Consider the following 24,283-nt stretch of genomic DNA (forward strand, 5'->3'; position numbering starts at 1 on the left):
ACCCGCCGTGCCCGGGCGTCACTTCTTCGCGTCGGCCCACGCGTGCTGGGCGGCCACGTCCGCCTTGACCTCCGCGAGCTGCACGGCGACCGCGCTGGGTGCGGTGCCGCCGCGGCCGTCGCGGGAAGCCAGGGCACCGGGCACGTCGAGGACGGTGCGGACCTCGGGCGTGAGATGGGCGGAGATCTTCGCGAACTGCTCGTCGGTCAGCTCGTCCAGTTCCTTGCCCTCGGCCTCGGCGACCTTGACGCACTCGCCGGCCACCTCGTGCGCGACCCGGAACGGCACGCCCTGTTTGACCAGCCACTCCGCGATGTCGGTGGCGAGGGAGAAACCGGCCGGGGCGAGCTCCTCCATGCGCTCGCGGTGCACGGTCAGCGTGGCGATCATCCCGGTGAAGGCGGGCAGCAGCACCTCCAGCTGGTCGCAGGAGTCGAAGACCGGCTCCTTGTCCTCCTGCAGGTCACGGTTGTAGGCCAGCGGCAGCGCCTTCAGGGTGGCCATCAGGCCGGTCAGGTTGCCGATCAGCCGGCCGGACTTGCCGCGCGCCAGCTCGGCGATGTCCGGGTTCTTCTTCTGCGGCATGATCGACGAGCCGGTGGAGAAGGCGTCGTGCAGGGTGACGAAGCCGAACTCCTTGGTGTTCCAGATGATGATCTCCTCGGCGATCCGTGAGACGTCCACGCCGATCATCGCGGTGATGAAGGCGAACTCCGCGACGAAGTCCCGGGAGGCGGTGCCGTCGATGGAGTTGCCGACGCTGCCGCGTTCGAAGCCGAGGTCCCGGGCCACGGCCTCCGGGTCCAGGCCGAGGGAGGAGCCGGCCAGGGCGCCGGAGCCGTACGGGGACACGGCGGTGCGCTCGTCCCACTGGCGCAGCCGCTCGGCGTCCCGGGACAGCGCCTGCACATGGGCGAGGACGTGGTGGGCGAAGAGCACCGGCTGGGCGTGCTGGAGGTGGGTGCGGCCGGGCATGGCCACGTCCGGGTGGGCCTCGGCCAGCCCGATCAGGGCGTCCTGCAGGTCCGCGATCAGTCCGCCGATGATCCGGGCGTGGTCGCGCAGGTACATCCGGAACAGGGTGGCGATCTGGTCGTTGCGGGAGCGGCCGGCGCGCAGCTTGCCGCCCAGCTCGGGGCCGAGGCGCTCCAGCAGGCCCCGTTCGAGGGCGGTGTGGACGTCCTCGTCGGCGACGGTGCCGGTGAACGCGCCGGAGGCGACGTCGGCCTCGAGCCGGTCGAGCCCGTCGAGCATCCTCGTCAGCTCGTCCTCGGTGAGGAGCCCCGCCGTGTGCAGCACCCGCGCGTGGGCGCGTGAGCCGGCGATGTCGTAGGGGGCGAGCCGCCAGTCGAAGTGGACGGACGCGGACAGCTTCGCCAGGGCCTCGGCGGGTCCGTCGGCGAAGCGGCCGCCCCAGAGCCGTACGTCACCGCTGTTGCTGCTCACTCGGGTCACTCCTAGGAAAGGTGCGGATGTGCCGCCGCCTCCCCGTCTGTTCGCAGGCGAGGAGGCGGCTGTCAGGCTGTGCCGTGAGGGGGAACCCCGTAGCCGGGCACGGGGGATGCGCGGGTCAGGCGAGGTCGCGCTTGGCCGCGATCTTGGACGACAGGCTGTAGATGTCGATGAAGCCCTTGGCGGCGGACTGGTCGAAGGTGTCGCCCGTGTCGTAGGTGGCCAGGTTGAAGTCGTACAGGGACTGCTCGGAGCGCCGGCCGGTGACGACCGCGCGGCCGCCGTGCAGGGTCATCCGGATGTCGCCGGAGACGTGCTCGTTGGCCTCCTCGATGAAGCCGTCCAGGGCGCGCTTGAGCGGGGAGAACCACTGGCCGTCGTAGACCAGTTCGCCCCAGCGCTGCTCGACCTGCCGCTTGTAGCGGGCCAGCTCGCGCTCGACGGTGACGTTCTCCAGCTCCTGGTGGGCGGTGATCAGGGCGATGGCGCCGGGCGCCTCGTAGACCTCGCGGGACTTGATGCCGACGAGACGGTCCTCGACCATGTCGATCCGGCCCACGCCCTGGGCACCGGCGCGCTCGTTGAGCTGCTGGACGGCCTGGAGGACGGTGACGGGCTTGCCGTCGATGGCGACCGGGACGCCCTTGTCGAAGGTGATGATCACCTCATCCGGCTCGCGCGGGGTGGCCGGGTTGGAGGTGTACTCGTAGATGTCCTCGATCGGGGCGTTCCAGATGTCCTCCAGGAAACCGGTCTCGATGGCCCGGCCGAAGACGTTCTGGTCGATCGAGTACGGGGACTTCTTGGTGGTCGCGATGGGCAGGCCCTTGGCCTCGCAGAAGGCGATCGCCTTGTCGCGGGTCATGGCGTAGTCGCGGACCGGGGCGATGCACTTCAGGTCGGGGGCGAGGGCGACGATGCCGGCCTCGAAGCGGACCTGGTCGTTGCCCTTGCCGGTGCAGCCGTGGGCGACGGTGGTGGCGCCGTGCTTCTTGGCGGCGGCGACCAGGTGCTTGACGATGGCCGGCCGGGACAGCGCGGAGACCAGCGGGTAGCGGTCCATGTAGAGGGCGTTGGCCTTGATCGCCGGGAGGCAGTACTCGTCGGCGAACTCGTCCTTGGCGTCGGCGACCTCGGCCTCCACGGCACCGCAGGCGAGCGCGCGCTTGCGGATGACGTCCAGGTCCTCGCCGCCCTGGCCGACGTCGACCGCAACGGCGATGACCTCGGCGCCCGTCTCCTCGGCGATCCAGCCGATGGCGACGGAGGTGTCCAGACCGCCTGAGTAGGCGAGTACGACGCGCTCGGTCACGGGTTTCTCCTCACACTGCATTCGCTGACATGCATGAGTATGCAGAACTCTGCATGGTTCGTCAATCCGCGCCGGTGACGCGTCGGCGCACGGGACGGCGCGGCGGGCGAACGGACGGCTCGGACCACGGAAAACGCGCGGGCGGGCGTACCGCTCTCGGTACGCCCGCCCGCGCGTGAAGCCCGGCCGGCCGGGCCGCCTGTCTTCCGTTTCCCGGGGCTCAGTGTGCGTTCTGCGCCAGCCGCAGCAGATGGTCGGCCAGAGGCTGCCCTCCGGCCGGGTCCCGGCTGATCAGCAGCACGGTGTCGTCGCCGGCGATGGTGCCCAGGATGTCGTGCAGCTCGGCCTGGTCGATGGCCGAGGCGAGGAACTGCGCGGCTCCCGGCGGGGTCCGCAGCACCACGAGGTTGGCCGAGGCCTCCGCGGAGATCAGCAGCTCCTGCGAGAGCCGCCGCATCCGCTCCTCCTTGGCGGACTCCCCCAGCGGCGCGCGCGGGGTGCGGAAGCCGCCCTCGCTGGGCACCGCGTAGATGAGGTCGCCGTCGGTGTTGCGGATCTTCACCGCGTTCAGCTCGTCCAGGTCGCGGGAGAGTGTCGCCTGGGTGACGCTCAGCCCGTCGTCGGCGAGCAGCTTGGCCAGCTGGCTCTGCGAGCGCACCGGCTGCCGGTTGAGGATGTCCACGATCCGGCGGTGGCGTGCGGTGCGGGTGTGCGGCACGGCCGGCCCGGCGGTGGCGTTCCCGTTGTCCTGCGCCTGGCTCATCGTCGTCTCAGTCTCCGGCTCATCCGTCCCCTACGGCCTTGTCCAGAATGCCGGGCAGGGCTCCGAGGAAGGCGTCCACCGCGTCGTCGCCGAGGTTCAGCGGCGGCATCAGCCGGACGACGTCGGGGGCGGGCGCGTTCACCAGGAAACCGGCATCCTGGGCCGCCTGCTGCACCGTCGGCGCGTGCGGCCCGGTGAGCACGATACCCAGGAGCAGTCCCGCACCCCGGACGCGGGAGACCAGCGGGTGCCCCAGCGCCGTCACGCCCTCGCGCAGCCGTTCGCCCTGGCGCTTGACGTTCTCCAGCAGTCCCTCGGCCTCGATGGTGTCCAGCACGGCCAGTCCGGCGGCGCAGGCCACCGGGTTGCCGCCGAAGGTGGTGCCGTGCTGGCCGGGCCCCATCAGGCCGGCGGCGCGGCCGAAGGCGACGGTGGCGCCGAGCGGCAGGCCGCCGCCGAGTCCCTTGGCGAGCGTGACGACGTCCGGGAGCACGCCCTCGTGGGCCTGGTAGGCGAACCAGTGCCCGGTGCGGCCCACGCCGGTCTGCACCTCGTCCAGGACGAGCAGGGCGCCGGTGGCGGCCGTGATCGCGCGGGCGGCCTTGAGGTAGCCGGGGGGCGGCGGCACCACGCCGTTCTCGCCCTGGATCGGCTCGATGATCACCAGGGCGGTCTCCTCGGTGACCGCGGCGGCCAGCGCCTGTGCGTCGCCGTAGGGGACGTGGGTGATCTCGCCGGGCAGCGGCAGGAACGGCTCCTGCTTGCCGGGCTGCCCGGTCAGCGCGAGCGCGCCCATGGTGCGGCCGTGGAAGCCGCCCTGAGTGGCGACCATGTGGCGGCGGCCGGTGAGCCGGCCGATCTTGAACGCGCCCTCGTTGGCCTCGGCACCGGAATTGCAGAAGAACACCCGGCCGTCCCGGCCGAACAGCTGCAGCAGCCGCTCGGCGAGCGCGACGGGCGGCTCGGCGATGAACAGGTTGGAGACGTGCCCGAGGGTGGAGATCTGCCGGGTCACCGCCTCGACGACGGCCGGGTGGGCGTGGCCGAGCGCGTTGACGGCGATGCCGCCCACGAAATCGAGGTACTCCTTGCCGTCGGCGCCCCACAGCCGGGCCCCCTCGCCGCGCACCAGGGGCAGCCGGGGCGTGCCGTAGGTGTTCATCAGCGCGCCCTGCCAGCGCGCGGTCAGGTCCTGGCCGGCACTCGTGTCCCGGTCGGTCACGACTCCCCCTCGGTGTCGTCGTCGGGCACGACCATGGTGCCGATGCCCTCGTCGGTGAAGATCTCCAGCAGGATCGAGTGCGGGACCCGGCCGTCGATGACGCGGGCCGTCTTCACTCCGCCCCGCACGGCGTGCAGGCAGCCCTCCATCTTGGGCACCATCCCGCTGGACAGCTCCGGCAGCAGTTTTTCCAGCTCGCTCGCGGTGAGGCGGCTGATCACCTCGTCGGAGTCCGGCCAGTCCTCGTAGAGGCCCTCGACGTCGGTGAGGACCATGAGGGTCTCGGCGCCCAGTGCCGCAGCGAGTGCCGCAGCCGCCGTATCAGCATTGACGTTGTAGACATGTCCGTCGTCCTCGGAACGGGCGATCGAGGAGACCACCGGGATGCGGCCGTCGGCGAGCAGCGCCTCGATCGCGCCGGTGTCGATCCGCGTGATCTCGCCGACCCGTCCGATGTCGACCGGTGCGCCGTCGATCTCGGGGGTGTGCTTGGTGGCGGTCATGGTGTGCGCGTCCTCGCCGGTGAGGCCGACGGCGAACGGGCCGTGCTGGTTGAGCAGCCCGACCAACTCCCGCTGCACCTGCCCGGCCAGCACCATCCGGACGACGTCCATGGCGTCCTCGGTGGTGACGCGCAGGCCCGCCTTGAACTCGCTGACGATGCCGTGCCGGTCCAGGGCGGCGCTGATCTGCGGGCCGCCGCCGTGCACCACGACGGGCTTGAGGCCGGCGTGCCGCAGGAACACCACGTCCTGGGCGAAGGCGGCCTTGAGGTCCTCGTCGACCATGGCGTTGCCGCCGAACTTGATGACGACGATCTTGCCGTGGTGCCGGGTCAGCCAGGGCAGCGCCTCGATGAGGATCTTCGCCTTGGGCAGTGCCGTGTGTTTACGGGTGGTGGTCATGAGGAGTAGGCGCTGTTCTCGTGGACGTAGTCGGCGGTGAGGTCGTTGGTCCAGATGGTGGCGGTCTCGGACCCGGCGGCGAGGTCGGCGACGATGTGCACCTCGCGGTAGCGCATGTCGACCTTCTCCCGATCCTCGCCGACCGAGCCGTTCTTGCAGACCCATACGCCGTTGATGGCGACGTTCAAGCGGTCGGGTTCGAAGACGGCGCTGGTGGTGCCGATCGCGGACAGCACCCGCCCCCAGTTGGGGTCCTCGCCGTGGACGGCGCACTTGAGCAGGTTGTTGCGGGCGATGGAGCGGCCCACCTCCACGGCGTCCGCCTCGCTCGCGGCGTTGATCACCTCGACCCTGATGTCCTTGCTGGCGCCCTCGGCGTCCCGGATCAGCTGCCGGCCGAGGTCGTCGCACACGGCCCGCACGGCCTCGGCGAACTCGGCGTACTCGGGGGTGATGCCGCTCTCGCCGGACGCGAGCAGCAGCACGGTGTCGTTGGTGGACATGCAGCCGTCGGAGTCGACGCGGTCGAAGGTGACCCGGGTGGCGGCGCGCAGCGCCCGGTCCAGGATCTCGCTGTCGACGTCGGCGTCCGTGGTGAGCACGACCAGCATGGTGGCCAGGCCCGGGGCGAGCATGCCCGCGCCCTTGGCCATGCCGCCGACGGTGAAGCCGTCCTGGGTGACGACGGCCGTCTTGTGCACGGTGTCGGTGGTCTTGATGGCGATGGCGGCCTTCTCGCCGCCGTGCTCGCTCAGGGCCGCGGCGGCCGTCTCCACACCGGGCAGGACCTTGTCCATCGGCAGCGGCACGCCGATCAGCCCGGTGGAGCAGACGGCGACCTCGACGGCGCCGACGCCGAGCACCTCGGCCGCCTTCTCGGCGGTGGCGTGGGTGTCCTGGAAGCCCTTGGGGCCGGTGCAGGCGTTGGCGCCGCCGGAGTTGAGGACCACCGCGGTGAGCCGGCCCGTCTTGAGCACCTGCTCGGACCACAACACCGGCGCGGCCTTGACCCGGTTGGAGGTGAAAACGCCCGCGGCGGCGCGGCGGCGGCCGGTGTTGACCACGAGGGCCAGGTCCGGGTTGCCGTTGTCCTTGATCCCGGCAGCGATGCCCGCCGCCTGGAATCCCTTGGCTGCCGTGACGCTCACGGTGCGACTCCGATCGTGGAAAGCCCGGTCTCCTCGGGGAGCCCCAGGGCGATGTTCATGCTCTGCACGGCACCGCCGGCGGTGCCCTTGGTCAGGTTGTCGATGGCGCTGATCGCGACGACGCGGTGCGCGGCCGGGTCGTAGGCCACCTGGAGCTGCACCGCGTTGGAGCCGTACACGGCGGCGGTGGCCGGCCACTGCCCCTCGGGCAGCAGGTGCACGAACGGCTCGTCCGCGTAGGCCTTGGCGTAGGCGGCGCGCACGGCGTCGGCGGTGACGCCGTCGCGGGCACGCGCGCTGCAGGTGGCGAGGATGCCGCGGGACATCGGCGCGAGGGTGGGGGTGAAGGAGACGGTGACCGGCTCGCCGGCCGCGGCGCTGAGGTTCTGGATCATCTCGGGCGTGTGCCGGTGGCCGCCGCCGACGCCGTAGGGGGACATCGAGCCCATGACCTCGCTGCCCAGCAGATGGGGCTTGGGCGACTTGCCCGCGCCGGAGGTGCCGGAGGCGGCGACGATCACGGCCTCGGGCTCGATCAGGGACGCGGCGTACGCCGGAGCCAGGGCGAGGGAGGCGGCGGTGGGGTAGCAGCCGGGCACCGCGATGCGCTTGGACCCCTCCAGCGCGGCGCGGGCGCCCGGCAGTTCGGGCAGGCCGTAGGGCCAGGTGCCGGCGTGCGGGGAGCCGTAGAAGCGCTCCCAGTCGGCCGGGTTCCGCAGCCGGAAGTCGGCGCCGAGGTCGACGACGAGGACGTCGGGGCCGAGCTGCTCGGCGACCGCCGCGGAGTGTCCGTGCGGCAGGGCGAGGAAGACGACGTCGTGTCCGGCGAGCGCCTCGGGCGTGGTCTCGTCGAGCACCCGGTCCGCGAGCGGCAGCAGGTGCGGCTGCAGCTCGCCTAGCCGCCGGCCGGCGTGGGAGTTGCCGGTCAGGGTGCCGATCTCGACCTCGGGGTGCCCGAGCAGCAGTCGCAGCACCTCTCCGCCCGCGTATCCACTCGCTCCGGCGACCGCCGCACGTACAGCCATGAACCCTCCTCCTCGATGGCATGACTATACGTATCGATGCACGTTTATGCAATGTCGTGCACAGGACCGGCTTCCTGGTGCCGTTCGTACGGCCGTACGGCCTCGGCGCCGTTCACCTCTCCTCTCGGCGCCGCTCAGGCGGCTTCCTCGGCGGGGTCGGCCTTGGGCAGCATGATCCAGCGGGAGAGGACGAAGGTCACCGGGATCGCCGCGGCCGAGGCGATCAGGGGCGCGAAGCGGCTTCCGGCGTGCAGCACGTCGACGATCACGTACACACCCGCCGTGGTGATGAGGAAATTCGCGGCGTTCGTCAGCGGGAACAGCAGGAATTTCCGCAGGGTCGGCCGCGTCCGGTAGGTGAAACGCGCATTGAGGAAGAACGACCCGGTCATGCTGAGGAGAAACGCGAGCACGTGCGCGAGGAGATAGGGAAGGCGCAGCAGGAGCACCAGATAAAGGCCGTAGTACGTGCCGGTGTTGATGACACCGACCACGGCGAAGGTGACGATCTGCCGCGGCATCGGGCGGGTCATCGCGGTACGCATCAGGGAATGAGGTCTTTCGTCCGTTCCACGTTGGTCGCCTTCACCAGGAAGTGCGGACGGCCTTTGACCTCGTAGTAGATCCGGCCGGTGTACTCCCCGATGACGCCGAGCATCACCATCTGCACCCCCGCGAGCGCGGTGACGGCGGTGATGATGGTGACATAGCCGGGGGTCTGCACGCCGTTGAGGAGGGCGGCCACCACGATCCACGCGGTGTACACCCCGGCGCACAGCAGCAGGCCCATGCCCAGGTGCAGGGCGGCGCGCAACGGCCGGTTGTTGAACGACAGCACCCCGTCGATGCCGTAGTTGAGCAGTGACTTCAGCGTCCAGGAGCTGCGGCCGTGCTCACGCGTGGCGTTCTCGTACTCGAAGGTGGTGCTGGGGAAACCGACCCAGGCGAACAGGCCCTTGGAGAACCGGTTGTACTCGGTCAGGGCCAGCACCGCGTCCACCACGCGCCGCGACAGCAGCCGGAAATCGCCTACCCCGTCCACCAGTTCGACGTCGACGAGCCGGTTGACCAGCCGGTAGTACAGGCGGGCGGTGAGGGTGCGGGTGATGCGGTCGCCGCGCCTGCTGCGCCGGGCGAGGACCTGGTCGTAGCCCTCGCCGCGCAGTTCGACCATGCGCGGGATCAGCTCCGGCGGGTGCTGCAGGTCCGCGTCCATGACGACCACCGAGTCGCCGGAGGCGTGCCGCAGCCCGGCCAGCAGCGCGGCCTCCTTGCCGAAGTTGCGGCTGAAGGAGACATAGCGCACGCGCCCGTCGCGGTCGGCGAGCTGCTGCAGCAGGGCGAGGGTGCGGTCGCGGCTGCCGTCGTCGACGTACACGAACTCCATGTCGTGGCCGAGCGGCAGCAGGACGTCGGCGACCTTCTGGACCTCGGCGTGGAAGCGTTCGATGACGTCTTCCTCGTTGTAGCAGGGCGCGACGATCGAGATGAGCATGGCGGTGGTTTCTCCCCGAAGGCGCGGTCAGAGAGCGCTGGGTGTGCGCTCGCGCGGGTGTGTGGTCGAGGGGTGCGGCGCGGGCCGGTGCGCGCTGCGGCGTCGGCGCACGGCGCCGACGGCGCCGAGCAGGGCGAGGATCAGCAGCGAGGCGCCCCCGGCCGCAGCGCCGAGCCGCAGGCCGGGCGGGTGGAAGGTGCAGGTGATGCTGGTCGCGGAGCCGTCCAGGGGGACGGCGATCAGGCCGTAGTACTGCCCGGCGGGTGCGGCCGGGGCGTCGCCCGCGGCACACCGCCAGCCGGCGATGCGGGGCGCGGCGACGACGGCGGTGCCCGTGCTGCCGGCCGGCAGCTGGGCGCGGACGGTGCCGTCGGAGACGCTCACCTTCGTGGCGCCGGTGGCCTTCAGGTGCTGCACGGCGGCGTGCAGCCGGGCGGTGTCCAGGCAGCCGACCGCGCCGTCCGGGACGGTGCCGGCCCGGGTGGGGGCCAGTTCGATCCGCACCGATCCGGAGGCCGGGACGGTGCCGAGCGGCTGCATCGCGGCGCGTTTGGCCGGATCGGCGGTGAACCTGCCGATCGGGCCGGAGGCGGGAGTGCCGGTGAGGCGGGCGGTGCCGGAGTAGTGCGGAGCCCACAGGTAGACCTGGCTGCCGGGCGCGCACCGGGCGGTGAGCGACGGCCCGGGCGCGGTGGTCCCCCGCTCGGGGGCCGCGACGCGCAGGACCGTCCCGTCGTCGCCCGGCCGCGGCTGCCGGCCGGTCGCCGGGCTCGCGGTGAGGCGGGGCACGGTGTAGACGCGGGTGCCCAGCAGCAGCTCCTGGTTGCGGTACGGCGAGGGGCCGAAGGCGGAGACGGTGGTGTGCGCGTCCGCCCGGGCCGGCCGCACGGTGACCAGGGGCGGCACGTCCTGCCGGGACACGGTCGGCGGACTGTGGTCCTGCGGGTTCCACCACTGGTGCGCGTCCGGCGGGGAGTGCACCCGGGCACCGACGGAGAAGATCGCGTCGGTGACGGCGTTGTCCAGGCTCTGCAGGTTCCGGCCGCGGGAGGTCCAGCCGTCCCCGAGGGCGGTGAGGGTGCGGCTGAGCACGTCGGCGGTGAGGCTGCTGTAGTACTGGGCGCCCTGGCCGCCGACCATGAGCGGGTCGTTGCCCACGGTCTGTTCCCGGCCCGGGTCGGTGCGGTAGTCCGGCCAGCCGTCGGCCCGGGCGATCGCGTCCGCCTGGCGCTGCTGCCGGGTGCCCCAGGGGGCGTAGTCGTCCAGGTGGTCCAGGCGCAGCCGGGTGGCGACGGCCGAGGTGGCGGTGGCCTCGCCGAGCTGGGCGCCCACGAGCAGCACCGCGGCCACGACGGCCGGCGCGGTACGCCGCCGGCCGGGCACCGTCCGCGGCCGTCCCGTGCGGGCGAGCAGAGCGAGCCCGGCCAGGGCACACGCGGCGGCGAGCAGCAGCACCGGCCAGGCGACGGAGCGCACCAGGGCGCTGCGGCTCGCCACGGCGGCGATCAGCGCGAGCAGCCCGGCCGCCGGACCCAGGGCGCGCAGTCCGGGCGGGCCGTAGGACAGGCAGTGCCAGGCGGCGATGACCAGCAGGGCGCACAGCACGAACGCCTGGCGGTACGGGCTGCCGTTGGGGGTGGCGAAGGCGTGCCAGGCCAGGTGGGTCGGCGTCCACTGCATCGACAGGAGCACAGCGACGACGAGCACGCTCCAGCCGGCCCGCACCCGCCGGGGCGCCGCCCGGTGGAAGGGCAGGGCGAGAGCGAGCAGCAGGGCCGTGGTGCCGACGTAGAGGGCGGGCGAGCCGAAGCCGTACGTGGTGGGCAGCAGGCGGGCGAGCAGGTCGTCGGTGCCCACCGGCGCGAAGTGCGTGACCCTGCCGGGGTAGGCGTGCCGGGTGCCGACGTAGATGACGGCGACCAGTGGTGCGGCCAGGCCCACGCCGAGGGCGACGGTGACCGCGGCCCGGGCCGCCGTGGCGAGCGCCCGGCGGCGCGCCGGCCCGGTGAGCCACAGCCGCAGCAGCAGCACCAGGCCGGCGCCGAGGGTGGCCATGTAGGCGGTGTAGAAGTTGGCGATCCAGGCGAGCGCGACGACCAGCACGCCGAGCAGCCGGTGCCGTCCGGCCAGCGTCCACTCGCCGACCAGGCACAGCAGGGGCAGGGCGATGAGCCCGTCGAGCCACATCGGGTTGTACGAGGCATCGGTCAGCGACCAGCCGCACAGGGCGTACGCGGCGCCCAGCAGTCCGGCCGCCCACCAGCGGCCGGGCCGCAGCCGCAGCAGCACCCCGGCCATCGCGGCGCCGGCGCAGGCGGTCTTCGACACTGTCACGACGTACACCGCGAGGTCGATCTCGTCCCGCGGGAAGAGGGCCACGAGCAGCGCGAAGGGGCTGCTGAGGTAGGTGCCGAAGTCCGGCAGGAAGCTGGAGCCGTACCCGGACTGCCAGTTGACGAGCAGGCCGCCGTCGGCCCGGCCGTGCAGCAGGTCCCACAGGTGGGCGTGGAACGGCACGTACTGGTTGCCCAGATCGTTGACGGCGCGGGTGCGCGGGCCGAAGGGGTAGCTGCGGGCGACGGCGTCGGCCGCGCAGAACGCGGTGGTGGTGATCACCGCGGCGAGCAGGGCGGCGGCCGGCCGCGGTCTGCTCCGCAGGATTGAGCGATCCATTCTCGGCGGGCCCCCAGCGCATGTCCGATTCCGCGGCGCCTGTTCGAGGTCTCGGTCCCCCGCGCCGCGGTGATCGCCAACCTAGGCGGGGGCATTTCCGGATGGTTGTGCCGTCGGTGAACGACGGGCGAATCGCACATGACGAATTCCGCGCGCCTGCGGATACGGGCGTGCCCCGTCTCCCTGCTGGGAAACGGAGCACGTCCGGTGCGTGACCGGGAAATGAAACGGGCGTCAAGAACGCTTCGGCGCTATCCGCAGGAAAGGTGTGATCGAGTGCGTCGGGAAGGTACGGGTGAACCGGTCGGTGATCCGGTGACGGTGGAGGTCATCGCTGCGACCGGGGTGGCTGTCTCGGTGTTCACGGCGTCGGGCGCCAGGTCGCCGGCACGGTCGCCCTCGCCGGCCGTCGGCCTCGGCGGCGCCCGGGCCGCGGGCACGGGGCGTTCGGAGCATCGGACATCGGGCAGCCTGTCGAACGGCAAGATAGGCAAGATGGGAAGGGTGCGCACACCCGTCCATGGGGTGGGCGCGCACACGAGGAGACGAAAGGCGGCAGCGGTGGGCGAGTTCTGGCCGGTGCCCGACGTCCTGGCCCACTTGGCCGGGCGGTGGCGGGTGGCGCGGACGGTGCGGGATCTCGGGACCGGGGACGAGGGCGAGTTCACCGGCGTGACCGTCTTCGGGCCGCTGGACGGCGCGGGGCTGCTGCACGAGGAGTCGGGCACCTTCACCTGGCAGGGCGTGGCGCGCCCGGCGACGCGGACGCTGCGGTTCCTGCCGGGCCGCGCGCCGGGCACGGCCGACGTCCGGTTCGCCGACGGGCGGCCCTTCCACGACCTGGACCTGACCTCGGGCCGGCACGTCGCCGACCACCCGTGCGCGGCCGACCTCTACCGCGGCGAGTTCACCGTGCGCGACGCCGACCACTGGCGCACGGTGTGGCGCGTACGCGGCCCGGCGAAGGACCTGCTGCTCGTCACGGACTACAGCCGTGAGGCCTGAGGCCCGAAGTATCAGGACAACCGAGTCCCCGTGAAGACCGAGTCCCCCGACCGACTCCCCGTGAGGACCGAGGTGCGCTGATGGTGTCGTCCGGTTCCGGGGCACGGCGGCCGGGCATCCCCAAGGCCGGCCAGTTGCAGCTCGCCCAGCCCCTGCTCACACTGGTCTCGTCGGTGCTGCTGCTCGGCGAGCACCGGACGCGGCCGCCCCGCTGACGGCCGTCGCCGTGCTCGTCCGCATCGCCGTCACCCAGCGGGCGCGCGGCTGACCGGCGCGTTCACCGGTGCCGACCGCACACACGGCCCGGCCGCCCGACCGGTTCCGGCCGCGCTCCGCGCCGTAGACTCGGAAGAGGACGACCACTGCTTCGCTTGTGGTGAGGAGGCCCCGCAGATGCGCGCAACCGTGGGCGACAAGCTCGTCCAGCACGGCAGGGTGGTCGGACAGCACGACCAGGTCAGCGAAATCATCGAGGTCATGGGTCAGGAGGGCAACCCGCCCTACCGCGTCCGCTTCCCGGACGGGCACGAGGCCGTGATGTCCCCCGGTCCGGACTGCCAGGTCCGGCACAAGGAAGAACGCCAGAAGCAGCACTACTGACGACGAGCGCCGCGGACCGGGGTACCGGAGCTGCACCCGCAGGGCGGGCCCCGGGTGCCCGCGGCGTCGGATCACAACGGGGGCTCGGCCGGCTGCGGGTAGTGGTCGGCGACCACGCGCGCCATCGCCCCGGCCGGATCGTCGGCGACCTCCTTGGACGCGAAGAAGACGTGGCCGCGCACCCGCGGATACGTCTTCGCCAGCGTCAGATGGCGGGACAGCTCGTCGGGGTCACGCCAGGCCGCGCCCTGGGTCGCGTCCCCCGCCCGGTACAGCGCCTCCCCCACGTACAGCCGCGTACGGCTGCCGCGCGCCACCTCGGCCCACCACGGCAGCAGCACGGCGTAGTCGGCGGCCGGGTGACCGATGGACCAGTACAGCTGCGGAACGACATAGTCCACCCAGCCCTCGCGCACCCAGGTGCGGGTGTCCGCGTACAGGTCGTCGTACGTCTGCACGCCCGCCCGGGTGGCCGAGCCGCGCGGGTCGGCGGAGGCGTTGCGCCACACGCCGAACGGGCTGATCCCGAACCGGGCGTCGGGCCGGATCCGCCGGACGGCGGCGGCCGTCTCACGCACCAGCCGGTCGATGTTGTCCCGCCGCCAGTCCGCCTTGCTCGCGAAGCCCGCACCATGACGCCGGTGGGCGGCGGCGTCGTCGAACACTTGGCCGGCCACCGGATAGGGGTAGAAGTAGTCGTCGAAGTGGACGCCGTCCACCGGGTAGCGGCGCACCGCGTCGAGCATCGCCCGCTGCACGAACTCCCGCACTTCGGGCAGCCCCGGGTTGTAGTACAGCTGCCCGGCGTAGGGCACCACCCAGTCGGGATGCCGGCGGGCCGGGTGCGAGGCGGCCAGCCGGGACGGGTCGTCGTGCAGTGCCACCCGGTACGGGTTGAACCAGGCGTGCAGCTGAAGGCCGCGGGCGTGGGCCTCGGTCACGGCCTCCCCCAGCGGGTCCCAGCCGGGATCCCGGCCCTGGGTGCCGGTCAGGTACTGCGACCAGGGCTCGTACGGGGAAGGCCACAGCGCGTCGGCCGTCGGCCGGACCTGGAACATCACCGTGGTGAGCCGGCGGCGCACCGCGGCGTCGAGCAGCGCGCGCAGCTCCGCGCGCTGGCGCTCGGCGCTCAGCCCGGGGCGCGAGGGCCAGTCCCGGTTGTTCACACTCGCCAGCCACATGCCGCGCATCTCGGTCCCGGCGGCCCGCGCCGGCCCGCCCGACGGCCAGGGCGCCGCCGCGGTTCCCGGCGTCATGGCCAGCGTCGACAGCGCCGCCACAGCGAACGCCCGCCGCGTCACCCGTCCCATCCGTCACCCCCGGTGCGCCCCGGATCCGTCCCGTCACGGTTCGTGTCGCGGCCCAGCTTGCACGACCCGGACGATGGATCCCGGGCGCCACGGGGGTAACGTGCACGATCGGAGCAGGCACCTCACCACGGCCGCCTGCCACGCCGTAGATCAGCGCCGCAACAACGGAAAGGGACGATGTGACCGACATCGAACGCGTCGGAGTGGTGGGCTGCGGCCAGATGGGTTCGGGCATCGCCGAGGTGTGCGCCCGGGCCGGACTGGACGTGAGGGTCGCCGAGACCACCGGTGAGGCTCTGGAGATCGGCCGGACCCGGCTGTTCAACTCCCTGGCCAAGGCGCACGAGCGAGGCAAGATCACCGAGGAGGAGCTGCAGGCGGCACAGGCGCGCCTGAGCTTCACCACCGACCTCGGCGAGTTCGCCGACCGCGACCTGGTGATCGAGGCCGTGGTGGAGAACGAGCAGGTCAAGACCGAGATCTTCCAGGTGCTGGACCAGGTGGTGGCCCGGCCGGACGCGATCCTGGCCTCCAACACCTCCTCGATCCCGCTGGTCAAGCTGGCCGTCGCCACCGCGCGCCCGGACCAGGTCATCGGCATCCACTTCTTCAATCCGGCCCCGGTGCAGAAGCTGGTCGAGCTGATCCCGGCGCTCACCACGTCCGAGGGCACGCTGAGCCGGGCGCAGCTGTTCGCCGAGAAGGTGCTGGGCAAGCACGCGATCCGCGCCCAGGACCGCTCCGGCTTCGTGGTCAACGCGCTGCTGATCCCCTACCTGCTCTCCGCGATCCGGATGTTCGAGTCGGGCATCGCCAGCCGTGAGGACATCGACAACGGCATGGAGCTGGGCTGCGCCCACCCGATGGGCCCCCTGAAGCTCGCCGACCTGATCGGCCTGGACACGGTCGCCTCCGTCGCCCAGAGCATGTACGAGGAGTACAAGGAGCCGCTGTACGCCGCTCCCCCGCTGCTGCAGCGCATGGTCGACGCGGGCCGGCTGGGCCGCAAGACCGGGTCGGGTTTCTACACCTACGGCTGAGACACAGCTGTCTCGCACCCACGGCTGAGACACCGGCGGTGACAGGGCCGCCGCCCGGTGCGGGGCGGCCGCGTCGCATCGGCGGCCCTGTCACATCGGCACCCGCAGGGCGCCGTCGATGAGTTCGGCCGCCTCCGCGGTGCCGGCGCAGCCGCTGCGCACCAGCTGCTCGCGCACCGTGCGCAGCCGGTCCCGCACCCGCCGGGACTCCATGCCGCGGGCCTGCTCCGCCATCCGCACGGCCGTGGCGACCGCCGTGTCGGCGTTGCCGCGGCGCAGTTCGATCGTGCTGAGCAGGGCCAGCCGGTGCACCCGGCCCCGGTCGTGCGCCGGACGGTCCGCGGCGGCCGCCGCGTGCTCCCTCGCGGCCCGCAGATCGCCCAGACTGAGCAGCGCCTCCGCCACCTGCACGTCGATCAGGCCGGGCTGGACGTAGCCGGTCTCCTCCGGTTCGCTGCCGCGCCGGATGCGGGCGGCGGCGTCCTCGGCCCGCCGGATGCACGACCGGGCGTTCGCTCCGTCGCCGAGCCGGGCGTACGCCTTGGCCTGCATGGCGTGCAGGTCGGAGGCGAGCGCCGGGGTGAGGTCCGCTCCGGCGGCACGCAGCGCGGCCTCGGCGAAGGCGACGGCCTGCCGGTGCTCGCGCAGGAACAGCGACTGGTTGACCAGCAGCGCGATCACGTAGGCCCCCAGGGCGCGGTCGCCGCTGGCCTTGGCGAGCCGCAGCGCCTGGTGGAAGTAGCGCTGGGCCAGGCCGTGCGCGTCGGAGTCGTAGGCGCAGATCCCCGCGATCGCCACCAGGGCAGCGGTGGCCCGGTGCAGCAGCCTGCCGGTGGCGTCGCCGTAGCCGCCGCGCAGCAGCGGCGCGGCCTCGGCGTTGAGGAAGCCCACGACGCGGCCGCGGGTCGCCACCCCGCCGGTCTTGCGGTACATCTGCTCGTAGTGCGTGCGGGCGGCGCGCAGCAGCGCGATGTCGGCGTCGGTGACCCGGTGCCGTCCCTCGCGGGAGACGTCGGCGTCCTCCGGCGGGTTCTCCCACTCCCACACCGGCATCACCGCCGGGGTGCCGGTGACCGCGGGCACGGCGAGGACGCCGGGGCGCTGCTGCTCGTCGCAGCGCCACAGGGCGGTGGCGCGCTCGACGAACCCGGACAGCGATCCGGTGTGCGCACCGGCCGGCTCGCCGGACACGCCCAGGCCGATGTCGTCGAGGGTGACGGGCCGGCGCAGCCGTGCGGTCAGCACCTCGCAGATAAGGTCGGGCACCTGCCCGCGCGGCCGCTGCCCCTTCAGCCACCGGGCGACGGCGGTGTGTTCGTACCTCAGCCGCAGGCCGCGCGCCCGTCCCGCCGCGTTGACGTGGGCGGCCAGACCGGCGTGCGACATGCCGGCCTCGGCCAGGACGGCGTCCAGCAGAGTGTTCGGCTGCATGTCGGGCCCCCCGGGTGCCTCGGGCTCGTGCCGACAGCGTAGTGCGACACGCTTCACACGGGGTGTGAACGCGGCACTTGCACGCGTACGGTGTGCGCGCTGGTGCCCGGCGCCGCCGTCCGGTTGACTGGGGTGCCTCGTCAAGGAGGCGGCCGGGGCCGCCGGCTCCCCCTCGTGACACTGTGGCGGCCCCGGCCCGCGGCGTCCGCCCCGCCGCCTGCCCGGCACGCCGCGGCGGGGCGGACGGCCACGGCACCGGCAACGCGAGAGGTCCGCGCCCTTCAGGGACGCGGACCTCTCGTCGTCTGCCTTCGCGCGGCGACTAGCCGCGCAGCACCGCTCCGGTCCGCTCGGCGGCCAGCGCCACCGCGGCGTCGCGGGCGGCGGAGGCCTCGTCGACCGTGAGCGTGCGGTCGGGGGCGCGGAACCGCAGCGCGTACGCCAGCGACCGGCGGCCCTCACCGAGCTGCTCGGCGTTCTCGTACAGATCGAACAGGCGGATGGACTCCAGCAGGTCGCCGGCGCCCTCGCGCAGCGCCGCCTCGACGTCGGCGGCCGGGACGGAGCGGTCCACGACCAGGGCGACGTCCTGGGTGGCGACCGGGAACGTGGAGATCCGCGGCGCCCGCACCAGGCCCTGCCCGGCCCGCTCCAGCAGGTCGAGGTCGACCTCCATGGCACAGGTCCGCTCCGGCAGGTGCATCGCCTTCACCACGCGCGGGTGCAGCTCGCCGGCATGGCCGACCAGGGTCTCGGTGCCGTCCACCTCGGCGTACAACGCGGCGCAGCGGCCCGGGTGCCAGGGGGCGTACTGGTCGGCGCGCACGGTCAGGTCCACGCCGGCCTCGCGGGCCACCAGGCGCGCCGCCTCGATGGCGTCGGCCCAGTCGGACGGGCGGCCCTTGCCCCACCAGCCGGTCTGCTCCCGGGCGCCGGCGAGCACCACGGCGGCCCGGCGCGGCTGGTCGGGCAGTGCGGCGTCCAGCGCGGCGAGCTGCTCGTCGGTGGGCCGGCGGTCGACGGGCAGCCGCTCGGCGGTCTGCTCGGCGCCGGTGGGCAGGAAGACCGAGCCGGTCTCGAACAGCGCCAGGTCGTGGCTGCCGCGCCCGTCGTTGCGGCGCAGCGCGCCGAGCAGGCCCGGCAGCAGCGTGGTGCGCAGGCCGGGCTCCTCGTCGGAGAGCGGGTTGACGAGGGTGACCACGGTGCGGCGCGGGTCGTCCGCCTCCAGGCCGAGCTGGTCGAGGACCGCCTGGCCGAGGAACGGGTAGGTCGGCGCCTCGACGTAGCCGGCGCCGGCCAGGGCGCGGCCGACGCGGCGGTGCAGCCGCTGCCGGTCGGTCAGGCCGCGGCCGGGCAGGGGCCTGGGCAGCCGGGAGGGCAGGTTCTCGTAGCCCTCCAGGCGGATGACCTCTTCGGCCAGGTCGTTGGGGTCGGTCAGGTCCGGCCGCCAGGACGGCACGGTGACGATCAGCTCGTCCTGGCCGTAGACGTCGCAGCCGATCTGCTGCAGGCGCCGCACCACGGTCTCCCGGCCGTAGGTGACGCCCGCGACCTTGTCGGGGTGGTCGGCCGGGATGGTGATGGTGCGCGGCGCGGATGGCGCGACGACCTCGGTGACCCCGGCCTCGGCGGTGCCGCCGGCGAGCAGCACCAGCAGGTCCACGCAGCGCTGGGCGGCGGCGGAGGCGGCCTGCGGGTCGACGCCGCGCTCGAAGCGGCGGGAGGCCTCGGAGGACAGTTTGTGCCGGCGGGCGGTGCGGGCGACGGAGACCGGGTCGAAGTGGGCGGCCTCGATGACGACCTCGGTGGTGGTGCCCTCGCTGTCGTCGATCTCGGTGTGGGCGCCGCCCATGACGCCGGCGAGTCCGATGGGGCCGCGCTCGTCGGTGATGACGAGGTCCTCGGCGGACAGCTCCCGGGTGACGCCGTCGAGCGTGGTCAGCTTCTCGCCGCGCTCGGCCCGGCGCACGCCGATCGCGCCCTGGATGCGGGTGCGGTCGTAGGCGTGCAGGGGCTGGCCCATCTCCAGCATCACGTAGTTGGTGATGTCGACGGGCAGCGAGATCGGGCGCATGCCGGCCTTCTGCAGGCGGCGCCGCATCCAGATCGGGGTGCGGGCCTCGGGGTCGATGCCGGTGACGGTGCGGGCGGTGAAACGGTCGCACCCGTGCGGGTCGGCGATCTGCACCGGGTGCCCGAAGGCGTTCGGCGCGGGCACGTCGAGCAGCGCCGGGTCGAGCAGCGGGCGGCCGTAGGCGATGGCGGCCTCGCGGGCGACGCCGCGCATCGACAGGCAGTAGCCGCGGTCGGGGGTGACGGCGATGTCCAGCACCTCGTCGACGAGCTGCAGCAGCTCGATGGCGTCGGTGCCGACCTCGTGCTCGGGCGGCAGCACGATGATGCCGTGGCCGCCGTCGTCGCCCATGCCCAGCTCCTCGGAGGAGCAGATCATGCCGTGCGACATCCGGCCGTAGGTCTTGCGCGAGGAGATCTCGAAGCCGCCGGGCAGCACACCGCCGGGCAGGACCACGACGACCTTGTCGCCGACGGAGAAGTTGCGGGCGCCGCAGACGATCTCCTGCGGCTCGCCGGTGCCGTTGGCCTGGCCGACGTCGACGGTGCAGAAGCGGATCGGCTTCTTGAAGCCCTCCAGCTCCTCGATGGTCAGCACCTGGCCGACGACCAGCGGCCCCTTGAGGTCGGCGCCGAGCTGTTCGACGGTCTCGACCTCCAGGCCTGCCGAAATGAGCTTGGCCTGCACGTCGCGCCCGGTCTCCGTCGCCGGCAGGTCGACGTATTCCCGCAGCCAAGAAAGCGGGACCCGCATCAGATCTCCATCCCGAACGGCCGGGTGAACCGGACGTCACCCTCGACCATGTCTCGCATGTCCTCGACGTTGTGGCGGAACATCAGCATCCGCTCGATGCCGAACCCGAAGGCGAAGCCGCTGTACTTCTCCGGGTCGACGCCGCAGGCGGTGAGCACCCGCGGGTTGACCATGCCGCAGCCGCCCAGCTCGATCCAGCCTTCGGAGGAGCAGGTACGGCAGGGCCGGTCGGGGTCGCCGACGGAGGCGCCCCGGCACACGTAGCAGAGCATGTCCATCTCGGCGCTCGGCTCGGTGAAGGGGAAGTAGTTCGGACGCAGCCGGGTCTTCATGTCCGGGCCGAACAGGGACTGGACCATGTGGTCCAGGGTGCCCTTGAGGTCGGCCATGGTCAGGCCCTCGTCGACGGCCAGCAGCTCGATCTGGTGGAAGACGGGGGTGTGCGTGGCGTCCAGCTCGTCGGTGCGGTAGACGCGGCCGGGGCAGACCACGTAGACCGGCGGCTTGCGCTCCAGCAGGGTGCGGGCCTGCACCGGCGAGGTGTGGGTGCGCAGCACGACGCCGCTGTCCTCGCCCTTGCCGCCCTGGACGAAGAACGTGTCCTGCATGGTGCGCGCCGGGTGGTCGGGCGCGATGTTGAGGGCGTCGAAGTTGAACCACTCCGCCTCGGCCTCGGGACCCTCGGCGATCTCGTAGCCCATGGCGACGAAGACGTCCGCGACCCGCTCCATCATGGTGGTCAGCGGGTGACGGGCACCGGCGGGCACCCGGTCGTACGGCAGGGTGACGTCGACGGCCTCCTCGACCAGCACCCGGGCGTCGCGCTCGGCCTCCAGCTCGGCCTGGCGGGCGGCGAGCGCCTTGTTCACCGCGCCGCGGGCCATGCCGACGCGCTTGCCGGCTTCCGCCCGGGCGTGCGGGGGCAGGGCGCCGATCTCGCGGTTGGCGAGGGCCAGCGGGGAGGCCGGGCCGGTGTGGGCGACCTTCGCCTCGTGGAGGGCGTCGAGGGAGGTCGCGGCGGCGAACGCGGCGAGCGCCTCGTCCCGCATGCGCTCGATCTCTTCCGGTTTCAACGCCTCGACCTCGACAGGGTCGTACGACTTATTGGGTGCCGACATCTCTTCCCGTGCTTCCGATTGGCTGGCTGGACGTCCCCGTCACCGACTCATGGACATTCCGTCTCCAGTGGTGGGACACGAAGGTGCCAAAGGCCGAGTCTAACGGGGCCGGGGAAAACGGATGCGCCCGTGGGTCCTCGGCCGGGTGCTCACAGCAGGTGGGCCGGGGTCCCCACGGGCAGGGTAAATCGGAACTGTGCGCCGCCGCCGGGCGCGCGTCCGACGGTGATGGTTCCGCCGTGCGCCTCGACGATGCCCTTGACGATGTAGAGCCCGAGGCCGGTGCCGCCGCGCTTGCTGCCCCGCCAGAAGCGGGTGAAGACGCGGCTCATGGACTCCTCCGGGATGCCGGGCCCCTCGTCGCTGACGGTGACCGACGTGGCGGTGTGCTCGGTGCCCGCGGCGTGCTCCCCCTCCCGGAGGGACGCGGCGGGTGTGATGTCGATGGTGACGGTTCCCTCGCCGTGCCGCACCGCATTTTCGATGAGGTTGCTGAGCACCTGGTCGATCTTGTCGGGGTCGGCCCACAGCTCGGGCAGCGGCTGCTCGGTGCGGACGAGGAACCGGTCGGCGGGCTGGCCGGCGGCGACGTACGCCTGGACGTGCCGGCTGACGGCGGCCGCTATGTCGACGAGCTGGCGGCGCACCTCCAGCCGGCCGGAGTCGATGCGGGAGATGTCGAGCAGTTCGGCGATGAGCCGGGTGACCCGGTCGGCGTCGGCGTCGACGGTCTCGAGCATCAGCCGTTTCTGGTCGTCGGTGAAGCGCTCCCACTTGGCCAGCAGGGTGGCGGTGAAGCCTTTGACGCTGGTCAGCGGGGAGCGCAGCTCGTGCGCGACGGTGGCGATCAGCTCGGCGTGGCTGCGTTCGGTGCGGCGCCGGGCCTCGGTGTCGCGCAGGCTGACGACGACACGGCGGACCTCTCCGGTGGGCCGGTCGCGGACGTAGCGGGCGGAGACCAGCACCTCGCGGCCGCCGGGCAGGAGCAGGTTGCGTTCGGGCTGGCCGGTGCGGATGGCCAGTCCGCCATAGGGGTCGGTCAGCTGCCACCAGCGCCGCCCCTCCAGATCCTCCAGCGGCAGCACCGCCTCCAGCGGGCGCCCCAGGGCCCGGTCGGCGGGGACGGCGGTGATGCGGGCGGCGGCGGCGTTGAAGCAGACGACGCTGCCGTGCTCGTCGGCGATCACGAGCCCGTCGGGCAGTTCGTCCGGAGCGACGACTCCTCCTGACGTGTCACCGGCGCCGCGGGGCGCGGGCAGCCGCCGCGCGTCCTGTGCGCCCGGAGTGCCGCTGGTGCCGACGCTCATCCCCGTACCCCACCTCCTGCACAGGGCCTACCCCCGAGCTGGCCACCCTACTAGCGCCTGGCGTCGTCACGGAGCGGTGCCGCGCGGGGACGAGCCGTGGCGGCACCCTCCTTCGGCGCGCTGGGCGCGGGCGGAGGCGTAGAGGCAGACGGCGGCGGCGGTGGCGAGGTTGAGGCTCTCGGCCTTTCCGTGGATCGGCACACGGACGACGGCGTCGGCCAGGGCACGGGTCTCCTCCGGCAGGCCCCAGGCCTCGTTGCCGAACACCCAGGCGGTGGGGCCGCCCATGGTGCCCTTGTCCAGCTCGTCGTCGAGGTCGTGCGCGCCGGCGCCGTCGGCGGCGAGGATCCGTACCCCGGCGTCCCTGAGGCCGGACACGGCGCGCTCCACGGGGACGTTCACGGCGACCGGCAGGTGGAACAGGGAGCCGACGGAGGCGCGGACGGCCTTGGGGTTGTACAGGTCCACGGAGGCGTCGGTGAGGACGACGGCGTCGGCTCCGGCGGCGTCGGCGCAGCGCAGCACCGTCCCAGCGTTGCCGGGGTCGCGCACGTGGGCGAGGACGGCGACCAGGCGGGGCCGGGAGGTGAGAATCGTCTCGAACGGGGTGTCGAGGAACCGGCAGACGCCGACGAGGCCCTGCGGGGTGACGGTGGTGGAGATGTCCGCGATCACCTCCTCGGCGGCGAGGTGGACGCGGACGCCGGCGCGGCGGGCCCGGCGGACGATGGCGGCGTGCCGCTCGGCGGCCTCCACGGTGGTGAACAGCTCGACGAGCGAGGGGGTGCCGTCCGCCGCCCGGTGCCCGGCGGCCTCCCGCACGGCCTGCGGGCCCTCGGCGAGGAACAGCCGGTCCTTGCCCCGGACGTTGCGCTTGGCCAGCCGTCGCGCGGCGCTGACGCGGGAGGAACGCGGGGAGATCAGCTCGAAGCTGACGGGGGGCATCGACAAAGTCACCTCAACTCGACTCCGCCGCGACGGCGGTCGCCGCCGGCGGCGGACTGGGGCGGTGTCCGGGACCGCCGGGAGCACACAACACGACGGACCCGCGGGCACGAAGCCCACGGGTCCGCATCGTCACATCGGTGCGGGTCCTGCCGCCGGCCCGGCCGTCCGCGGGGGACGTGGGCCGACGGCAGTCCCTAGAGCCGGTGCGGCGTCGTCACGCGGCCTTCGGCGCGTTGACGTCGCTCGGCAGCGCCTTCTGGGCCACCTCGACCAGCGCGGCGAACGCGTTCGCGTCGTTGACGGCCAGCTCGGCCAGGATCTTGCGGTCCACCTCGATGTTGGCGGCCTTCAGACCCTGGATGAAGCGGTTGTAGGTGATGCCGTTGGCGCGGGCAGCGGCGTTGATGCGCTGGATCCACAGCTGACGGAAGTCACCCTTGCGCTTCTTGCGGTCGTTGTAGTTGTAGACCAGCGAGTGGGTGACCTGCTCCTTGGCCTTGCGGTACAGGCGGGAACGCTGACCGCGGTAGCCGGAAGCCTGCTCGAGGATCGCCCGGCGCTTCTTGTGGGCGTTGACCGCCCGCTTGACGCGTGCCACTTGATTGACTCCTTGTAGCGGGGCCGTGGAGATCTGCACACGGCCCGGAAACGATTGGGTCCCGGGTCTGACGGACGGCGCGGGCGATCAGGGATCGCGGCGCC

General features: G+C 72.8%; 20 protein-coding genes and 1 pseudogene. 4 read left to right on the plus strand and 17 right to left on the minus strand.

Annotation, left to right across the window (positions count from 1 at the left end; all coding sequences use genetic code 11):
* Window positions 1-18: 18 nt before the first annotated feature.
* From argH to IE286_RS21240, 10 genes are all read right to left on the minus strand, one after another.
* Window positions 19-1,446, minus strand: a complete 1,428-nt coding sequence (gene argH, locus IE286_RS21195; RefSeq protein WP_189798353.1) for an argininosuccinate lyase — start codon at window positions 1,444-1,446, stop codon at window positions 19-21.
* Window positions 1,447-1,570: 124 nt separating this feature from the next.
* The gene (locus IE286_RS21200) at window positions 1,571-2,764 is read right to left on the minus strand and encodes an argininosuccinate synthase (RefSeq protein WP_189798354.1); all 1,194 of its coding nucleotides are present in this window, start codon (window positions 2,762-2,764) and stop codon (window positions 1,571-1,573) included.
* Between the two features lie 220 nt (window positions 2,765-2,984).
* The gene (locus IE286_RS21205) at window positions 2,985-3,527 is read right to left on the minus strand and encodes an arginine repressor (protein WP_189798355.1); all 543 of its coding nucleotides are present in this window, start codon (window positions 3,525-3,527) and stop codon (window positions 2,985-2,987) included.
* 19 nt (window positions 3,528-3,546) lie between these two features.
* Entirely contained in the window at window positions 3,547-4,749 is a 1,203-nt protein-coding gene (locus tag IE286_RS21210; protein ID WP_189798356.1) for an acetylornithine transaminase, read from the minus strand.
* The gene (gene argB, locus IE286_RS21215) at window positions 4,746-5,654 is read right to left on the minus strand and encodes an acetylglutamate kinase (protein ID WP_189798357.1); all 909 of its coding nucleotides are present in this window, start codon (window positions 5,652-5,654) and stop codon (window positions 4,746-4,748) included. Before argB ends, IE286_RS21210 begins: the two co-directional genes overlap by 4 nt.
* Window positions 5,651-6,802 carry a bifunctional glutamate N-acetyltransferase/amino-acid acetyltransferase ArgJ gene (gene argJ / locus IE286_RS21220; protein WP_189798358.1) on the minus strand — a complete coding sequence of 384 codons (1,152 nt, stop codon included), beginning with the start codon at window positions 6,800-6,802 and terminating at the stop codon, window positions 5,651-5,653. Before argJ ends, argB begins: the two co-directional genes overlap by 4 nt.
* Window positions 6,799-7,827, minus strand: a complete 1,029-nt coding sequence (gene argC / locus IE286_RS21225; RefSeq protein WP_189798359.1) for an N-acetyl-gamma-glutamyl-phosphate reductase — start codon at window positions 7,825-7,827, stop codon at window positions 6,799-6,801. The genes argJ and argC overlap by 4 nt, the downstream gene beginning before the upstream one ends.
* A gap of 134 nt (window positions 7,828-7,961) precedes the next feature.
* Window positions 7,962-8,372: a GtrA family protein gene (locus IE286_RS21230; RefSeq protein WP_189798360.1), complete on the minus strand. Its 411-nt coding sequence runs from the start codon at window positions 8,370-8,372 to the stop codon at window positions 7,962-7,964.
* Complete coding sequence (locus IE286_RS21235; RefSeq protein WP_189798361.1) at window positions 8,372-9,322, minus strand: glycosyltransferase family 2 protein; 951 nt, start codon at window positions 9,320-9,322, stop codon at window positions 8,372-8,374. Before IE286_RS21235 ends, IE286_RS21230 begins: the two co-directional genes overlap by 1 nt.
* 27 nt (window positions 9,323-9,349) lie before the next feature.
* Window positions 9,350-11,995 carry a YfhO family protein gene (locus IE286_RS21240; protein WP_189798362.1) on the minus strand — a complete coding sequence of 882 codons (2,646 nt, stop codon included), beginning with the start codon at window positions 11,993-11,995 and terminating at the stop codon, window positions 9,350-9,352.
* Window positions 11,996-12,556: 561 nt separating this feature from the next.
* Between IE286_RS21240 and IE286_RS21245 the strand changes: the two genes are divergently transcribed.
* The 3 genes and pseudogenes from IE286_RS21245 to IE286_RS21255 all read left to right on the plus strand — a co-directional run bounded on the left by IE286_RS21245 (window position 12,557) and on the right by IE286_RS21255 (window position 13,600).
* A complete protein-coding gene (locus IE286_RS21245) occupies window positions 12,557-13,000 on the plus strand; it encodes a DUF6314 family protein (protein ID WP_189798363.1) in 444 nt (147 codons plus the stop codon).
* Window positions 13,001-13,085: 85 nt separating this feature from the next.
* Window positions 13,086-13,268 (plus strand): annotated as a pseudogene (locus IE286_RS21250) (EamA family transporter); the annotation flags it as partial.
* A 125-nt stretch (window positions 13,269-13,393) separates the two neighbouring features.
* On the plus strand, window positions 13,394-13,600 hold the full coding sequence (locus tag IE286_RS21255) for a DUF1918 domain-containing protein (protein WP_189798364.1): 207 nt from the start codon (window positions 13,394-13,396) through the stop codon (window positions 13,598-13,600).
* A gap of 71 nt (window positions 13,601-13,671) precedes the next feature.
* Here the strand turns inward: IE286_RS21255 and IE286_RS21260 are convergent, their stop codons facing one another.
* On the minus strand, window positions 13,672-14,910 hold the full coding sequence (locus IE286_RS21260) for a glycoside hydrolase family 10-like protein (protein ID WP_189798365.1): 1,239 nt from the start codon (window positions 14,908-14,910) through the stop codon (window positions 13,672-13,674).
* A gap of 179 nt (window positions 14,911-15,089) precedes the next feature.
* On the opposite strand from IE286_RS21260, the gene IE286_RS21265 reads away from it, so the two are divergent.
* Window positions 15,090-15,950: a 3-hydroxybutyryl-CoA dehydrogenase gene (locus IE286_RS21265; protein ID WP_189798366.1), complete on the plus strand. Its 861-nt coding sequence runs from the start codon at window positions 15,090-15,092 to the stop codon at window positions 15,948-15,950.
* Window positions 15,951-16,040: 90 nt separating this feature from the next.
* Here IE286_RS21265 and IE286_RS21270 read toward each other — a convergent pair whose 3' ends face one another.
* The 6 genes from IE286_RS21270 to rplT form a co-directional block, all read right to left on the minus strand.
* A complete protein-coding gene (locus IE286_RS21270; RefSeq protein WP_189798367.1) occupies window positions 16,041-17,381 on the minus strand; it encodes an NsdA family TPR-like regulatory protein in 1,341 nt (446 codons plus the stop codon).
* Window positions 17,382-17,703: 322 nt separating this feature from the next.
* The gene (gene pheT / locus IE286_RS21275; RefSeq protein WP_189798368.1) at window positions 17,704-20,208 is read right to left on the minus strand and encodes a phenylalanine--tRNA ligase subunit beta; all 2,505 of its coding nucleotides are present in this window, start codon (window positions 20,206-20,208) and stop codon (window positions 17,704-17,706) included.
* On the minus strand, window positions 20,208-21,326 hold the full coding sequence (pheS, locus tag IE286_RS21280; protein WP_189798369.1) for a phenylalanine--tRNA ligase subunit alpha: 1,119 nt from the start codon (window positions 21,324-21,326) through the stop codon (window positions 20,208-20,210). The genes pheT and pheS overlap by 1 nt, the downstream gene beginning before the upstream one ends.
* A 149-nt stretch (window positions 21,327-21,475) precedes the next feature.
* On the minus strand, window positions 21,476-22,633 hold the full coding sequence (locus IE286_RS21285; RefSeq protein ID WP_189798370.1) for a sensor histidine kinase: 1,158 nt from the start codon (window positions 22,631-22,633) through the stop codon (window positions 21,476-21,478).
* 66 nt (window positions 22,634-22,699) lie between these two features.
* Window positions 22,700-23,578, minus strand: a complete 879-nt coding sequence (locus IE286_RS21290; RefSeq protein ID WP_189798371.1) for a TrmH family RNA methyltransferase — start codon at window positions 23,576-23,578, stop codon at window positions 22,700-22,702.
* 217 nt (window positions 23,579-23,795) lie between these two features.
* Window positions 23,796-24,179 (minus strand): 50S ribosomal protein L20, encoded by a 384-nt coding sequence (gene rplT / locus IE286_RS21295; protein ID WP_016642495.1) that lies wholly within the window; start codon window positions 24,177-24,179, stop codon window positions 23,796-23,798.
* Window positions 24,180-24,283: the final 104 nt, after the last annotated feature.

This window comes from Streptomyces thermodiastaticus, assembly GCF_014656135.1.
Classification (GTDB): Bacteria; Actinomycetota; Actinomycetes; order Streptomycetales; family Streptomycetaceae; genus Streptomyces; species Streptomyces thermodiastaticus.

Excerpts from the sequence above, each read along its gene's own strand:
- IE286_RS21205 (WP_189798355.1), bottom strand. The coding sequence starts at position 3,527 with ATGAGCCAGGCGCAGGACAACGGGAACGCCACCGCCGGGCCGGCCGTG.
- argB (WP_189798357.1), bottom strand. The coding sequence starts at position 5,654 with ATGACCACCACCCGTAAACACACGGCACTGCCCAAGGCGAAGATCCTC.
- argC (WP_189798359.1), bottom strand. The coding sequence starts at position 7,827 with ATGGCTGTACGTGCGGCGGTCGCCGGAGCGAGTGGATACGCGGGCGGA.
- IE286_RS21230 (WP_189798360.1), bottom strand. The coding sequence starts at position 8,372 with ATGCGTACCGCGATGACCCGCCCGATGCCGCGGCAGATCGTCACCTTC.
- IE286_RS21235 (WP_189798361.1), bottom strand. The coding sequence starts at position 9,322 with ATGCTCATCTCGATCGTCGCGCCCTGCTACAACGAGGAAGACGTCATC.
- IE286_RS21240 (WP_189798362.1), bottom strand. The coding sequence starts at position 11,995 with ATGGATCGCTCAATCCTGCGGAGCAGACCGCGGCCGGCCGCCGCCCTG.
- IE286_RS21255 (WP_189798364.1), top strand. The coding sequence starts at position 13,394 with ATGCGCGCAACCGTGGGCGACAAGCTCGTCCAGCACGGCAGGGTGGTC.
- IE286_RS21260 (WP_189798365.1), bottom strand. The coding sequence starts at position 14,910 with ATGGGACGGGTGACGCGGCGGGCGTTCGCTGTGGCGGCGCTGTCGACG.
- IE286_RS21270 (WP_189798367.1), bottom strand. The coding sequence starts at position 17,381 with ATGCAGCCGAACACTCTGCTGGACGCCGTCCTGGCCGAGGCCGGCATG.
- pheT (WP_189798368.1), bottom strand. The coding sequence starts at position 20,208 with ATGCGGGTCCCGCTTTCTTGGCTGCGGGAATACGTCGACCTGCCGGCG.
- pheS (WP_189798369.1), bottom strand. The coding sequence starts at position 21,326 with ATGTCGGCACCCAATAAGTCGTACGACCCTGTCGAGGTCGAGGCGTTG.
- IE286_RS21285 (WP_189798370.1), bottom strand. The coding sequence starts at position 22,633 with ATGAGCGTCGGCACCAGCGGCACTCCGGGCGCACAGGACGCGCGGCGG.
- IE286_RS21290 (WP_189798371.1), bottom strand. The coding sequence starts at position 23,578 with ATGCCCCCCGTCAGCTTCGAGCTGATCTCCCCGCGTTCCTCCCGCGTC.